This is a genomic window from Paenibacillus xylanexedens, assembly GCF_017874615.1.
Taxonomy (GTDB): Bacteria; Bacillota; Bacilli; order Paenibacillales; family Paenibacillaceae; genus Paenibacillus; species Paenibacillus xylanexedens.
The window spans coordinates 155,985-170,720 of the sequence record NZ_JAGIKV010000010.1 but is presented as its reverse complement, the minus strand read 5'-3'; the positions used below and the strand labels follow the sequence as shown (position 1 = coordinate 170,720).

Annotated in this window: 15 protein-coding genes and 2 pseudogenes; 15 read left to right on the top strand and 2 right to left on the bottom strand. The window is 45.3% G+C overall.

What is annotated here, in order from left to right; translation table 11 throughout:
• The first annotated feature begins 12 nt into the window (after window positions 1–12).
• The 14 genes and pseudogenes from J2Z28_RS15310 to J2Z28_RS15250 all read left to right on the top strand — a co-directional run.
• On the top strand, window positions 13–264 hold the full coding sequence (locus J2Z28_RS15310; RefSeq protein WP_036668367.1) for an acyl carrier protein: 252 nt from the start codon (window positions 13–15) through the stop codon (window positions 262–264).
• The gene (locus tag J2Z28_RS15305) at window positions 261–1,619 is read left to right on the top strand and encodes an ATP-grasp domain-containing protein (protein WP_211083132.1); all 1,359 of its coding nucleotides are present in this window, start codon (window positions 261–263) and stop codon (window positions 1,617–1,619) included. The genes J2Z28_RS15310 and J2Z28_RS15305 overlap by 4 nt, the downstream gene beginning before the upstream one ends.
• A gap of 44 nt (window positions 1,620–1,663) precedes the next feature.
• Window positions 1,664–2,779: a UDP-glucuronosyltransferase gene (locus J2Z28_RS15300; RefSeq protein WP_211083131.1), complete on the top strand. Its 1,116-nt coding sequence runs from the start codon at window positions 1,664–1,666 to the stop codon at window positions 2,777–2,779.
• Window positions 2,780–2,806: 27 nt separating this feature from the next.
• The gene (locus J2Z28_RS15295; protein WP_211083130.1) at window positions 2,807–3,901 is read left to right on the top strand and encodes a radical SAM/SPASM domain-containing protein; all 1,095 of its coding nucleotides are present in this window, start codon (window positions 2,807–2,809) and stop codon (window positions 3,899–3,901) included.
• Between the two features lie 42 nt (window positions 3,902–3,943).
• Window positions 3,944–5,122 (top strand): radical SAM/SPASM domain-containing protein, encoded by a 1,179-nt coding sequence (locus tag J2Z28_RS15290; RefSeq protein ID WP_036668361.1) that lies wholly within the window; start codon window positions 3,944–3,946, stop codon window positions 5,120–5,122.
• Window positions 5,123–5,154: 32 nt separating this feature from the next.
• Window positions 5,155–6,159, top strand: coding sequence for an ABC transporter ATP-binding protein (locus J2Z28_RS15285; RefSeq protein WP_100526342.1), 1,005 nt, complete (start codon window positions 5,155–5,157; stop codon window positions 6,157–6,159).
• Window positions 6,137–6,946, top strand: coding sequence for an ABC transporter permease (locus J2Z28_RS15280; RefSeq protein ID WP_017690646.1), 810 nt, complete (start codon window positions 6,137–6,139; stop codon window positions 6,944–6,946). The genes J2Z28_RS15285 and J2Z28_RS15280 overlap by 23 nt, the downstream gene beginning before the upstream one ends.
• A 4-nt stretch (window positions 6,947–6,950) precedes the next feature.
• Window positions 6,951–7,763 (top strand): ABC transporter permease, encoded by an 813-nt coding sequence (locus J2Z28_RS15275; protein WP_017690645.1) that lies wholly within the window; start codon window positions 6,951–6,953, stop codon window positions 7,761–7,763.
• 40 nt (window positions 7,764–7,803) lie between these two features.
• Complete coding sequence (locus J2Z28_RS15270) at window positions 7,804–8,652, top strand: FkbM family methyltransferase (protein WP_211083129.1); 849 nt, start codon at window positions 7,804–7,806, stop codon at window positions 8,650–8,652.
• Between the two features lie 5 nt (window positions 8,653–8,657).
• Window positions 8,658–9,611 carry a class I SAM-dependent methyltransferase gene (locus tag J2Z28_RS15265; protein WP_211083128.1) on the top strand — a complete coding sequence of 318 codons (954 nt, stop codon included), beginning with the start codon at window positions 8,658–8,660 and terminating at the stop codon, window positions 9,609–9,611.
• 46 nt (window positions 9,612–9,657) lie between these two features.
• Window positions 9,658–10,692: a hypothetical protein gene (locus tag J2Z28_RS15260; protein WP_211083127.1), complete on the top strand. Its 1,035-nt coding sequence runs from the start codon at window positions 9,658–9,660 to the stop codon at window positions 10,690–10,692.
• 392 nt (window positions 10,693–11,084) lie between these two features.
• Window positions 11,085–11,207 (top strand): annotated as a pseudogene (locus J2Z28_RS31240) (hypothetical protein); the annotation flags it as partial.
• Between the two features lie 41 nt (window positions 11,208–11,248).
• The gene (locus J2Z28_RS31690; RefSeq protein WP_342357507.1) at window positions 11,249–11,434 is read left to right on the top strand and encodes a hypothetical protein; all 186 of its coding nucleotides are present in this window, start codon (window positions 11,249–11,251) and stop codon (window positions 11,432–11,434) included.
• Window positions 11,361–11,771 (top strand): annotated as a pseudogene (locus J2Z28_RS15250) (class I SAM-dependent RNA methyltransferase); the annotation flags it as partial. The gene J2Z28_RS31690 and the pseudogene J2Z28_RS15250, both read left to right, overlap by 74 nt.
• 125 nt (window positions 11,772–11,896) lie before the next feature.
• Here the strand turns inward: J2Z28_RS15250 and J2Z28_RS15245 are convergent.
• A complete protein-coding gene (locus J2Z28_RS15245; protein WP_211083126.1) occupies window positions 11,897–12,838 on the bottom strand; it encodes a ketopantoate reductase family protein in 942 nt (313 codons plus the stop codon).
• Between the two features lie 149 nt (window positions 12,839–12,987).
• Here J2Z28_RS15245 and J2Z28_RS15240 point away from each other — a divergent pair, with 149 nt between their 5' ends.
• Window positions 12,988–13,569 carry a TetR/AcrR family transcriptional regulator gene (locus J2Z28_RS15240; protein WP_017690637.1) on the top strand — a complete coding sequence of 194 codons (582 nt, stop codon included), beginning with the start codon at window positions 12,988–12,990 and terminating at the stop codon, window positions 13,567–13,569.
• 109 nt (window positions 13,570–13,678) lie between these two features.
• Here J2Z28_RS15240 and J2Z28_RS31235 read toward each other — a convergent pair whose 3' ends face one another.
• Window positions 13,679–14,722, bottom strand: coding sequence for a leucine-rich repeat domain-containing protein (locus J2Z28_RS31235; protein ID WP_244988314.1), 1,044 nt, complete (start codon window positions 14,720–14,722; stop codon window positions 13,679–13,681).
• Between the last annotated feature and the right edge of the window lie 14 nt (window positions 14,723–14,736).

The window sequence follows — 14,736 nt, the reverse complement described above, 5'->3', positions numbered from 1 at the left end:
CGGGAGGTACCTATGCAAGAACAGATCATAGCGATGATATGCGAAATCAAGGAAGACGCCCAACTGGCAAACAGTTTGAACGAGCATTCGAACATCATGGAAGACGGGGGATTGGACTCTTTACAGCTAATTACTTTTGTACTACAGGTGGAAGAGCGTTTCGGTATTGAAATCGATTTTGAACAATTCGACTTCAATCTTATGGAGTCGGTAACGACCTTCTGCAATTATATCTCGGAGCTGCAGAAAACAGCGCCGGTATGAATGATAGACGCAAGTTCGAGCTCATTATCGGGACATTTGACGCGGAACGCTTCTGGCGCGACCCTAATCTAGCCAAACTGCCGTCGTTCCACGATCCTGAAATGGAGAATATCGTGATGGCCATGGATGAGCTGCTCTTCCCATTTTGCGAGGCGCAGGATAAGCTCATTACTCGCTATCGAATGAACGTTTGCCATAAAGAGTATTTGCATGAGATCGGATTTAAATTTCTTTCCAATTCAACCGATCTCGAGAGTCCTGATGTAGGAAGCGTAGGCAGAACCGCCAATATATTCGACTTGCTCACATCAGCCGATCGAATGGGTGACATGGATCTCTACTTGCTGGACGGCGCCCGGTTGTCGCCCTTTGCCGTCATTCCGGGGGTAGATCGTACTGCAGCGCGTTACGGGCTGGAACAGGATTTTCCAGCTATCGAAACGGTTCAGACTGTCAATTCGAAGCTGTATTCAACCGAATTGAACCGTCGCCTTGATCTTCGGTGTGACAGCCAGACGGTCTATTCTCCCGAAGAGCTGCTGGCAAGCGGCTTGACTTTGCTGAATCAAGGACCTTTCCTGATCAAAGATGAGTTTGGGGTATCCGGGAAAGGGAATTTGCTGATCGAGTCGGAAGCGATTTTGCAGCGAGTCACATCCTATGTCGCCGATCAGTGCAGCAAGGGAAAAACGGTTCGGTTTATTATTGAGCCGTTCCTCCGCAAGGAATTGGATTTTTCTTGCCAATTCCACATCGATTCGGACGGTACTTACCGACATATCTCAGTGCAGCAGTTGGTCAATCACAATTTCGCTTACCAAGGCTCCTATACAGCAGACGATAGGTTGCTTCATATGCTGCAGGAAGCGAAGTATTTTGATGTAATGAAACGGGCGGCTCGCGAGCTTTATCTGTCGGGTTATCACGGCGACGTATGCGTCGATTCTATGCTGTTGACAGACGGCCGCATCGTTCCGATTGTTGAGGTGAATGCAAGAAGATCGATGAGTCTGATCAAGCATTACGTTGACCGCTACCTGAAGAAGCACGACACGGCCGGGAGCATGACGCATGCGACTTTACAGTTTGCATGCGATGTATCATTCGATCAACTGCTTGAATCGCTGGACCGCGAGGGTGTTCTATATAAGCCTGATCGAGGATTCGGTATTTTACCGTTAAGCGCGAATACGCTCCTTATTAACAAAGTCGTCAGCGAGTGCAAGGGGATCCGGAATAAGCAGGTGAAAGGCAGATTATATTATTCGTTGATCCAGGGGGAATGGGATAACGAACGATTGACCGCTAAGGTTAAGAAGGTGCTGTCGTCGTTATCCTTCAAGATCGCCCGCTGATGCAGTCCGAAGCGCTTAAAGCCATGAATGGAGGAAAAAATTTTATGGGTAAGCGGAAAGTGACGATTCTATGCTCGGGTTTCGGTCTGGGTTTCTATATTCCCGGTCTGTTAGCTGCAAGTGATTTCGAGAAAAGGGATATCGCGACGGAAGTGCTCGTGTTCGAAAGCTATTTGGAGCAAGACAAGATGGAACATATTGTAGACAGCAGAAAGGCTTACCACAATAATTTCGCACTTGCCAATTTATCGGCCCGAATGCCGATGGATATACGCAACAGCATTGATTATGCCCAGGTCGAGCTATTGCTGGAGGCGTGGAAAGCGGAAGACCGGTACGAATTCATATCGTTATCCGGACACTGGATCTATATTCTGGATTTGTATAGGGAGAAGATGCTGCCGAATCGAATTCATGTAGACCTGCTCTACGTCGATTCAGATCTGGCCCCGTCTTGGAAGAGCTTGAAGAAGTTTCACTCTCGCTATGACGAGTATTATTACAATGCTTGTCTCTATGACACTGACAAGATGGAGATTCGATGCGAAATCCCAGTTCTTCATCGTACGCCACTGCCCTTCGACTCAAGGAAGCGGCGGCTTGTTGTTCATGGCGGCGGCTGGGGGATGGGCACTTATCAAAGTACAATTCCAGAGCTTGCCGGCCATAACTATGGGCTTGATATCGTAGCTTACGATTGGAAGGAAGCGAAGCCCGATCCCGATCACCGATATTGGATGAATGATCCGGAATGGTGTGCATGGGTGAAGAGTGCGAACGGCCTGCACGAGTTTCCGCCATACATCGAAATAACGGGAGAAGACACGAAGTCATACGCCGCTGAGGTTGATCATCATTGGTTATTCGATATCGCTTCGGAGGCGATGGCTATCGTGGCCAAGCCGGGAGCGGGCACATTAATCGACTCGCTTGCATCCGAAACCCCTCTTATTCTGCTGGAGCCGTTCGGAAGTCACGAGCTTAGCAATTTGGAATTGTGGGAATCACTGGGGTTCGGAATACGTTACGAGAAGTGGCGGGAGATGGATTTTTCCGTAGAGGTCCTTAGGGAGATGCATCAAGCGATCATGAACAGACCCGGAGAACGGACGAATTATGTGGATCATTATTGTGCGAGAGTCGCGTTAACGAAGGGGTAAGATTTCAATGGCAGAAGGGGTTATGCGATGAGCGTAAACAAATTGAGTGTCGCCCAAGATAAGACAAAGACAAGCTATCCGAGATGGATCGTCATGCAGCTGTTGGAGGAGTGTAATTTACGATGCAAGATGTGCTATGAGTGGGGACTCGAAGGTCCCTACAAAAGCAAAAAAACGTTAGCGCATCTGGATCCGGATCTCATTAAAAAGATCATCGTCGAGTGCAGCCCGGGCAAGCCGTATTACGATTTTTTCGGCGGCGAGCCGCTGATGTACCCTTGGCTGAGCGACATTCTCGCCATGATCAATCACTATGGAAGTAAAGCGGACTTCCCCACGAACGGCACATTGCTTGAGCAGCATGCCGAGATGCTTGTCGAGACTGCTCCAAATAAGATCTGGATGTCGCTCGACGGCCCTGAGGAAATCAACGATAAGCAGAGAGGCAAAGGCGTATTCAAGAAAGTAATCAAGGGGATCGAGAAGCTGTATGAGCTTCGGGAAAGCAAGGGCAAGCAATTTCCGAAAATGGGTGTATCCTTTATCATTACGCCCTTGAACTATATGTACGTTGAGGAATTTTTCTTTAAGCATATCGACTTGTCGATGTTGGACCATATCAGCATGGAAGTGCAGCTCTATGCAACGGAAGAGCAGTATGCCCAATATGTGGAGGTTCTTAGTGACAAATTCGACGTGCACGAAGCTCCTTATGCCAAGGGGATGGTCTGGCGGGACACCAGTTCGTTCAGCCAGATCGATATTCCGGAATTGACGAGACAGCTCAATAATGTTAAAGCGTATTGCTTGAAAAACCGCATCCATGTGATCACCTATCCGAAGACGATAGATGAACAGAATTTGAGTAACTATTTCTCGGGGCAATTCCATCAGATGGCTGATAAACGAAATCGGTGCTCCCTTCCATGGGTTTATGCGGAGATTACGGCAAGGGGCGACGTTTCGCCCTGCCATGCCTTCTATGATTTGACCTTCGGCAACGTGAACGAAGAGAGTTTGCTGGATATCTGGAGTAGTGACAAGTACAAAGATTATCGCGCGTATATGAAAAAAAATATGCTTCCGATTTGTACGGCTTGTTCAAGGTATTATATCTATTGATTCATGTGAATAACCTAATAAGTTTAAGAAGGGTGTGTTGATATGAATCCAAAATCAGAGATTAAACATTCCCCAAAGGATTTGCAAATATTGAAACGTACTATCAAGAATACGGTGGAAACAAAGCGGAACATGGAGAAAATAGCGGGTTACGCGACACCGTTGCCAGAGTCGGTCGGGATTAAACTGACGAACCAATGCAACTTGCGCTGCAAGCATTGCTATCAATGGAACGACACCGGATACCATCACTTTATGACACCGGAGCAGCAGCGGGAACAGCTCGACTACGGGCTGCTGGAGAAGCTGATCCTTGAGACGGAACCAGCCAAGTCGAGACTCTATATCTGGGGCGGCGAGCCGCTCGTATACAGCCATTTCGACCGTTTGGCCGATTTACTTGAAGCCCATCCTCGCGAGACGACGATCTGCACGAACGCGATGCTGATCGAGCGAAAGCTGGACGCCTTGCTGAGAATCTCCGACAATCTGGAGCTGCTCATTGCACTTGATGGATTCGAAGAAGAGAATGATGCGCTTCGCGGCAAAGGGGTATTCAACAAGGCGATAGATGCTATTCGGATGCTAGTCCAGCTGCGCAAGGAAAACCGATTCAGGGGCAAAATTACGATCCATACCGTCGTTAACGATGCTATGACCGACAAGCTTTACGATCTGCTGGAATTTCTGGAGGACGTCGGTGTAGATATGGTCATGGTTTGCTTCCCGTGGTACATCTCGGACGAATGCACGCAGGGAATGGACGATTACTTTGACCAGAAGTTCGACTTCCTTCCGGCGAGCGAGCACAAGGGCGAACGAAGCTGGCACGCCTTTAACTACAAGCTCGATCCGGAGCGTATCCCTGCTTTGATGAGCGAGTTGGACCGGGTGAATAATCGGGTCTGGAAAATGCGTTTACGCTACCAGCCGAATCTGGATTATGACCAGATCGAAGATTTCGTGCTCGGCAAAGAGGTGAAGAGTAAAGGCACGATGAACAAGAAGTGCCTGGCTCTCTCGAACCGGATGGATATTACGCCCGATGGAACGATTGTTGCATGCAAATTTTTCAAGGAGTTCGAGATCGGCAAATTAAATGAAGCGTCCGTACAGGAATTATGGCACGGGATGACCTACAGAAGGATAAGGGAAATGATGGATGAACGACTGACACCGGCATGTTCCAAGTGCAGTGTCTTGCATTTGCACGGTGTTTAACTATTCTACATGAGCATAAATGAGGTGAACCAGTGAGCATTATCCAAGTGGAACGCTTATCCAAAAGCTTCAATTACTACGAAAAAGAATTGGGGTTCAAAAAATCGCTGAAAAATTTAGTGAAGCGGAAATCACTGATCAAAGAAGCGGTTAGCGAGATATCACTTTTAATCGAGCAAGGCGAGATGGTCGGGTTCTTAGGCCCGAACGGTTCCGGCAAAACAACTACGCTTAAGATGCTGTCCGGCATCTTGTATCCGACAAGCGGGCAAGCGACGGTATTAGGCTATGTCCCTTGGGAGCGAAAAAAAGAATTCAAGATGCAGTTCTCGATCGTGATGGGGCAGAAATCGCAGTTGTGGTGGGATTTACCGGCGAACGAATCGTTGTACCTGAACAAATGCATTTATGAGGTCGAGGATAAGCCCTACAACCTTGTCCTGGATGAGCTTACGGAGATACTTGATGTTAAAGATCTGCTCAATATTCAGGTACGTAGGCTTTCGCTGGGGGAACGGATGAAGATGGAGCTAATTGCGTCGCTCATCCACCGGCCTAAGGTGATTTTTCTGGATGAGCCTACAATCGGACTCGATCTGATTTCGCAGAAGCGCATTCGGGAGTTCCTGAAGTATTATAACCAGCAGACGAAAGCAACGGTCATTCTGACAAGCCACTATATGGCGGATATTGAGGATTTATGCAAACGAACGATCATCATCAATCAAGGGAAGATCGTATACGACGGCGATCTTCGGCGTGTGAACGAGCTGTTTCATGCAAAAAAGATCATCAAGCTGCAATTTACGGACGAAGTGCCGAGGCAAGCGCTAAGCGACTATGGCGCTATCATGCAACATGACGGCATGAATGCCGTCATGGAGATCGATAAGCATGACCTCCAGCGGCTTTCCAAGATGATGCTGGACCGGTTCCCGATCCTTGATTTCACAGTTGAAGATATACCTGTCGAGCGAGGCATCGAAAGCTTGTATCAGAAAGATGGGGTCAGACATGAAAGCCTTACAGAAGTATAAAAGGACGTACATCCTTGCGCTTCAGAATGCGATGGAGTATCGGACTGATTTCTTTATGAGTATCATCAGCGGCGGCTTCATCATTCTCGTCCAATGCTTCCTCTGGACGGCCGTGTTTCGCAGTTCGCCGCAAGAGATTATTAATGGCTATACTTATTCACAGATCATCATTTATTCCGTGTTGTCCGGCGTCGTCTCCAAGCTGGTTTCTGCCGGCTTCGAAGGGGAAATCGCGAATGATATCAAGACGGGTGGACTGAGCAAATTTATCGCTCAGCCCATTCATTATTTCAGCTATCGGATATGCAATTTTTTCGGTGGGAAAACGGTTCAGATCGGGGTCGTCCTTGTCTTATTCGTCATACTGATGATCGTTTTTACTCAGATTTGGGGGTTTCAGCTTAGAGGGGTGCAGATCGTTATGTTCCTGGTCAGCATTCTGTTCGGACTGCTCATCAACTTCCTGCTTTTTTATTCGATTAGTGCTCTCGCGTTCATCATTACCGAGGTTTGGGGCGTTTATATCGCGTTCAATCAAGGCGTCTATCTGCTAAGTGGTGCCATCTTTCCGCTTAATATTTTCGGAGATACGTTTGCCAGAATCTCCAGCTATTTACCGTTTCAATATGTCGTATTCTTCCCGGTTAACATCATCAATGGGAGCATGGCGATTCATGAAATCGTGCGCGGACTCCTCTTACAAGCGGTCTGGGTAATTGTGCTTATGATGATTTCGAAGTTGTCGTGGGATTCCGGGATGAGGAAATATGTAGCCGTTGGAGGTTAGATCTGTGAGTATCAGCTTGACGGAGTTTCGGAAGCATGTACGTATGTTCTTTATTTTCGCAAAGAATAGCTTGGTCGGTTACATGGAATACAAAGCGAATTTCTACTCCGGTTTGATCATGGAGACCGTATTTCTGTTTTCCAAGCTGATCTATATCTTGTTCGTTTTCCAGCTCGGGATCGAAATCAATGGCATTTCTCCTGACCAGATGTTGATCTTCACGGGGACCTATACAATTATGATCGCAATCTATACAGGACTGTTTATGGATAACTTTTATAGATTCGCCGGCCATATCCGCAACGGGACGCTGGACTTGTATATGACGAAGCCGCTTTCGCTGCAGTTCATGATTTCATTCCGGCACGTTAACTTCGCGTTTCCGATCCCGAACCTGATCGCCGGGATCACGATGATCGTACTGGCTTGGCGGCGTCTTGACATCGAGCCAAGCTTGATCCACGTGGCCGGATATATCGGCGTGATCTTGAGTAGCACGATCGTGACCTATTCGGTGCTTCTACTTCCGCAAATCCTTGCCTTCTGGACGGTGAAGTCCGGTTCGATCTTCGAAATACTCGACAAATGTTGGGATTTAAACAATATGCCGATGTACATATACCCCAAATGGCTGCGGAGAATAGGGCTGTATGTTGTGCCGATCTTGTTCATCACCAACATGCCGTCGGTTTATTTGATCGATCGATTGGACTTGTTCCTTGGGATATGGATTTTTGTAGCTCCCGTTATATCGCTTCTAGTGGTCAGGCTGTTCTGGAAGCTGGCCGTCAAACGCTATGAAAGCGCCAGCAGTTAGAGAAATGCTCTACAAACAAATTGTTGAGAAGGTGAATTGAATGAGCAAGACGGAGCATGAGCGTCATCCATTGCAGACAGAGGCCATTACAAAGAAAAGGCTGCACAACGGGATTGAAATCTATCAAAACAACGAAGGAGAGACCGAGTTTCTCTACAATGAGATTTTCCACAAGGAGATGTATTTCAAGCACGGTATTACGCTTCCGGATCATGGCACGGTCCTGGACGTCGGGGCTAATATCGGCATGTTCAGCCTATATGTCAGCAGCAAGAGCGACTGCAGAGTATATGCCTTTGAGCCACTGCCTCCGACGTTTAAACTCTTGAAGATGAATACGAGCTCGCTGCCTCGCGTAACGACGGTTAACGTCGGGCTTTCCAATGAGATCAAGGAAGCGGAGTTTGCCTATTTTCCTACGATGTCCACGGACTCTGTCCAGATCAAATACAGGGAGAACCACGATCAAGATCTCCGATACGGGTTAATCAACCATTACGAAGATAATTTCGCTGACCCGCGAATGCTAAACCGCTTTGTCGATCATCTTATGTCGCCGAAGCTTCTGAATGAACAAATCTATCGTTGCAAGCTAACTACGATCTCCGAAATGATCCGTTTTTATGATCTGAACCAAATTGATCTTCTCAAAATCGACGTGGAAAAAAGTGAGTTCGAGGTGCTGGAAGGAATCGAACCGGAAGATTGGGGCAAAATCAGGCAAATTGTAATGGAGGTACACGGACTGGACGGAGAGCAGATCAGCAGGCTCGAGAACATCTTCCAAACCAACGGCTTCTATGCCGTGATTGATTACTACGAAGATTTGAATATCCCAAATTACTATAATGTGTACGCGTTGAATCAAATGTATACGTCGGCTGGGTGATAGTCATGCTACAACATCTACATGCAAGGTTGGTATGCTCCAGCTGCAAGGGCGTGCTGGTCCAGTCGGAGGCATTGCTGCAATGCTGCAGCTGCGATGCGGTATATACGAACGATGACCGTTATGTATCGATGCTCGACCGGCGTGAGCAGTTTGTCCACCCTTCCGAATGGAACCGGAAAGAGGCTGAAATTCGGGATTATAGCGAGATTTCGCACTCTCTTGCGCTGTCCGGTATAGGCCGATTCGCCACCTTCTTAAATTATGGTTACGTCCCGCACGGGAATGAGCAACATGCGGTGATCGAGCCCGACGATGCATGGAATAGAAACTCGGTCAAGCTGCTGCTTGAGACAGTGGGCAGGACGGCGATTCGGGAGCGGCAGGTGATCGACATCGGATGCGGCAGGGGAGGGAACATAGCAGCTCTGTCTAAATATTTCAAGCCGCTGTCTATTGTCGGTCTCGACATCTGCCCGGCGAATATTGCCTATTGCAATGCCAAATCCCGAGGGGGTGATTCTTTGTATCTCGTCGGCGATGCGGAGAATATACCGTTTGCAGACGAGAGCTTCGATGTGGTGTTAAATATAGAATCCGCACATGCCTATCCGAACCGATCACGATTCTATGAAGAGGTGTACCGGATAATGAGAGTTGGCGGCGTATTTCTGTATACGGAGCTGATGCTGGGAGATCAAGTAGCGCAGAACATCAGGCTGTTAGAGGAAGCAGGCCTGTCTGTAATCCGCAATCAGGATGTGACTTCGAATGTTCTTCTATCATGTGATGAGAGTGCGAGGCAGCGTACTGGCACGCAAGGGATTGCGAGCAACGCCAAAGCGAGCACGAATATTGGAGATATCAATGAATTTATCGCATTGCCCGGCTCGAAGAAATATGAAGAGATGAAGGCTGGAACGCGGCAATACCGTATGATGAACCTTGTTAAGAGGTAATATAGCCGTAATATCAACAATAATTTTAGTATAGGAGAAATATTTTATGGAAGAAATTATTTCCCTGGACACCTTTCAGCCCTTCGACGGCATGACAAAAATGTATCCTCATCATAATTTTCCTTATTTTAATTGCGGCTACAATTTGTTGTTAACGCTTGCCAGATATTTTAAAAAAGATGAGTTGCCGATTTTGAATAATGTTATTAGTATTTATAGATTTGATAAACAAAAAATACAAACAAGAGGATATTTCAAGTTAGAGGTGTTGGATCTTGAGGAGGGAGATCAGATCCTTGAGGAAATGGGGATCTCTATTCGCAAAAAATCCCCTGAACTAGATACGTTACAAGATGAGATCCTAAACTCTATTTCAAGTGGTCATCCGATTTCCATATTTATTGATTTATTTTATCAACGCGGGAGAGACTTTTACTATAACCAAAAACATGGACTGCACCCTGTTTTTGTCTATGGCTTCAATCTTACGAACGAGGAAATATATACGGTTGATGATATTACAGAATACAGACAATATTCTCTGCCATTTTCAGAATTTAAATGGTCATGTATGACTTCGGAACACGTAAAGATGCCAGACTACTTTTGGGAATATGCGCTAGTGCCCCCCGGTAATCATGAGATCTTGAACAATAAGAATTTAGCGCACACAACCATCAATACATTCGTAGAAAATATGTGCAGGTATCAAAATGAAATAACGGAAAGTTTGAATAATATACTGTTGTTGGCAGAAAATTACGAGCTCATTATAAAAAATGAAACGATTATAGAAACACTGAGCAGTACTATTTATAGAAAATGTTCTGAGAAATACAGGTTAAATACTCTCTATAAGTACAACATTGATCATATCAATGCAAAACATACGCTTGGCCCGTTATTGGACCAAATTATTCATGACTGGAAGACAGTAAGGATCTATTCCAATAAAGCCATCATGTCCCAAAAGTTCACTGGGGAAATCATAGACAAGTGCATTGGTTTATTTACAAAAATATATACGAATGAAGTACATTTTAATAATCAATTATTCTTAATGTTAAAGGCTTTCAGGTAAAATCACATCTAATATTGCTAGAAATGAGCCGCATCAATAGGCATACTGTGCAAGTGTCTTTTCATCGTATGAAAACCGCCGCGAACAGAGCCGCCGCCGCCGTCTGCATCAACACTTTAAACACAAACGGCAGAGATGCCGTTTTTTTGTTTTGATTTTGTTACAGCACACTAGTCATGTGGAGTGTTACTCACTGTTGGTCAGGAAAGACTAATAGTTGAGATGTATTTGCTATTTCCCTATGAACTACCGTGTCCCGTTAGTTCAACGAGGCCGTCTTATCTTTCATTTATGACAGGTGATGATCTTGTAAAGATCTATGATTAATTCGGACAGAGGCTTTTTGAGCAAAATGTAAGGACTTTTCTTCAAATAATCCATATCATAAAGAAATGAAAAGCAATTCACAGCGTGTGTGGGCTCCAAATATAGGAGGGTCACAACACAGAACACATTGGTTTTATGAAAGAGTAAGTGGAGATTATCTCATCGAACAGGCGTATCTGACAAAAACAGAAAAACTAAATTTCAGCTCGAAAATCCGAAAACTCAACTCATTGAAAAAACCTCTCTATCTAAGAGTGAAAATTCTTGGCTTAAAAAGCCAGATGTTGTATCCAAGGTGGCGCAGTATAGCTTTGCTTCTTTCGCAGATTACATCACGGAGTGGAACGATCTCTCTTTTCCTGGCGCAACATGCGGATCAGGTATACGGGGTGGAGATCGTGCCCGAAGCGATTGAAGATGCTCGCAGCAATACGTTCTTGAACGAGATGCGTAACGTGAAGTTCGAAGTTGGCGCATCCGAGGAAGGTATTCCATGCTAGAAAGAACAAGGTATTGAAGCTGATGTGATCGTAGTTGATCCACCGCGCAAGGGCTGTGATCCACTTTTACTTGAAACGATCCTGGAGATGAAGCCAGAGCGAGTGGTGAATGTGAGCTGTAATCCGAGTACGTTGGCACGTGATCTTCGTGTGCTTGAGGATGGTGGATATCGCACGGTTGAGGTAACGCCGGTGGATATGTTCCCACATACGGTGCATGTGGATAGTGTAGCGATGTTGGTTAGGGTGTAGTGTTTTGAAGCTACATTTACCTGTTTTAATAAATTACTTTGCCCGAAGCTTCTAAAGCTCGGGCTATAGTTGTTATAACCATTAGTAGAGTTGATGTTGGTCTGAACAATATCAAGTTTTCCAGTTTATCCTTTTTCAATAGCTTTGTGTTGTTGCTCAGTGTTTGCAAATGCCGCAGTAAGACGTGGTGAAGGTATACCTAACTTTTTTGCTTCTCTCACAACTTCAAGTACTGCAAAACCGGCTTTACTATTGTTGTATTCAATGAAAAGTCGCGGTAAGCTGCCCTTTGCAAAAATAACCTTGTTAAACAGCGTGCCGAGAAGTGCTGATGGAATTTTGGTCAACAGTAGAGTAATCGCGTCCATCTTTGCGCCTCTTGCTTTAAGTACAGGTGCCATTTCCCGCATATTCTTACCAACATTTGCGAATGAGTCACGATGATTCATAAGTGCTGGAAAACTTCCCCGTTTTAACACCTCGGTCTCCATCGCCGCATTCACGGCAAAGTGATTCCATAGCCAGCTTTGCATATCCTTTATCCAATTGATTTTAAAATGGGCGCTTTCAAATAGTTCTTTGACCTTGTTGTTTATCTGTTCCGTGCCTACACGTGGTTTTTCCAGAAATATCGTTTTTAAGAAGCCGCCCCTAAGCTTATTGTCCTCAATGCCGCCTCCTGCTCCTGGGAAACCAAAGACAACATTGTTCATAGACAAGGGCAAGATCGATGATTTTAAATCCTGCCAAATATTATTGAAAATAAGGATCGGGGTGTTACCCGCGGTAGTCGATAGTAATTGTGCTGCTTCGGGAAGTTGTTTCGTGTTGACACTCGCAATAATAAGATCGTAATTTGGGCTTATCTCCTCATGCAGCTTGACTTTCCAGTTTTCCTTGATTAACCGTTTCGCTCTTCGTGCGTCCCACATTTCAAGCGCTATATGACTTCCGAAGGTTTCTTTTCTCCCTTTTCTAACGTAAAACTCAACGGTGTGGCCTGCCTCTTCGAAAGCCCACGCGTATTGGGTCGATATTACACCTCTACCGAAAAATAAAATTCTCATCTTAGCCTCCTAATAATCAATATTCATCCTTGTTGATGATCCAACAACGTGTTGTATAATATTATTGTATTGATTCACTATACGGTCATCAACCATCAGATTTTTAATATCTGTCGGATAATTGATCGAACAGCAAACGGAGGCAAATAATGAAAAAGCAACCTGAAATTACGGACAAAACAAGGCAGACATTCATAAATGTATTCTGCGATTTATATAGCCAAAAACCCATCGAAAAAATATCTATTCAAGAGATTGCTAACCAATCAGGATATAATCGGAGTACATTTTATCAATACTTTACAGATATCTATGAGTTGTTGGACTGCGTTGAAGAGCGTATTTTGAAATCCATTAAGGAGGAAATGGCAGGCAGAGAGTTTTCTACACATACTATTCAAGATGCACTTCAATGCTTAGAAAATGCAGAGGAGATTTCAGTTCTTAAAGCTATATTGGGCGACTATGGTTCTGTTCATTTTGTGGAACGCTTGAAAAGAGAAATTCCCTTTGAGCGATTGATTGTGGATTTTCCAACAGATGATGTCTTGGCACCATATATCATTGAGTTTTACATTTCAACATTAATATCTATGTTTCGTCTTTGGATACGCAACGACAAAGATCTATCGTCGGAGGAATTGATCAAACTGATCGATAGTCTATTTTCAAAGGGGATAACACCGTATCATATCTTTGGCACGGTCAATCCGCAGCGTTCTGGAGTGTAACGATGATGGTTAGAAAGCTAAACATAAACATAAGGGGTTCGAGAATTTATACATAATTCTCGAACCCCTTCTTGTCTTTGTTTCAATATCATCCATTAATTATAGTAGTCTAATACACATGCACACCCGCACCAAGCACGGATTTGTTTTGTACGGAATTAACGGATAGATATACCTTTTGCAGATTAGGCAGTTGGCTTAGGGGCTCGATATTGGAAATGGCATTGTTCTCGAGATGAAGCTCTTCTATGGCCTGCCATTTACTCATAAATTTGAGAGAAGCCAAATTGTTGTCTTGCAGAGTGAAGGAACGTAGAGCGGACATTTTGGCAAAGTAAGGCATCATCTGGTCAACCTCAGTAACAGAGGTATTGTTTATGCTGAAATATGGCTGCTCTAAGGTCAAATGTTCAAGTACGCTGTTCTCCGCGGCCGCCTTTTGTTCAAAGTTCAGCCTACACTCGGAGCACACCAAAGATTTCACCTGCTTCAAACGAAATAAGGCGTCGCTTTCCTTGAACAGTGACGAGTCGTAAATGTTTAAGGTCTCTAGGCGGGACAAGCCGTCCAGGGTTGCAAGACGGGTTATTTCACTGATCTCCCAGAGGGAAAGCTGCTTCAGCTTCGGGAATTTCCCCAGCGCAGCCAAGTTCAATTCCCCACTTCCGCCACGGAGCGTCAGACTGGTTGTAACCGGGGCCTTTAGCCCGGGGAGAAAGGAGCTTGGAATTTCCACTCGCTCTACTTTAGGCAGTGTCAGCGCTTCTGCATTCTCGTAGTAGCCGGACAACGTTAATTCCCGCAAAGAGGGCATACTGTTTATGGCCTTTACCGAGCCAAGCTCACTTAGAGAAGCCAGGCGTAGTGTGGTAATAGAGTTTTTGCCGGTCAAGCGCTCCAGTCTGGAGAAGTTTACATTTTCAATATCTAACGTTTGTAGAGCAGGCATATTTTGCACAAAGTCGATGGACTTTACGTTCGTTAAATAGGACAACTGAAGTTCCTGAAGCTGGGTCAAGGCATATAGCGGCTGCAGGTCTGTGGTTTCACTGTACTGTATAGACAAGGAAGATAGCCCGGTCATGGACGACAACCATCCGAGTTCATCGACAAAGGTGAGCGACAGGGACTTGATTGGCAATTGGTTTAACAAGTGAAAATCTGTTA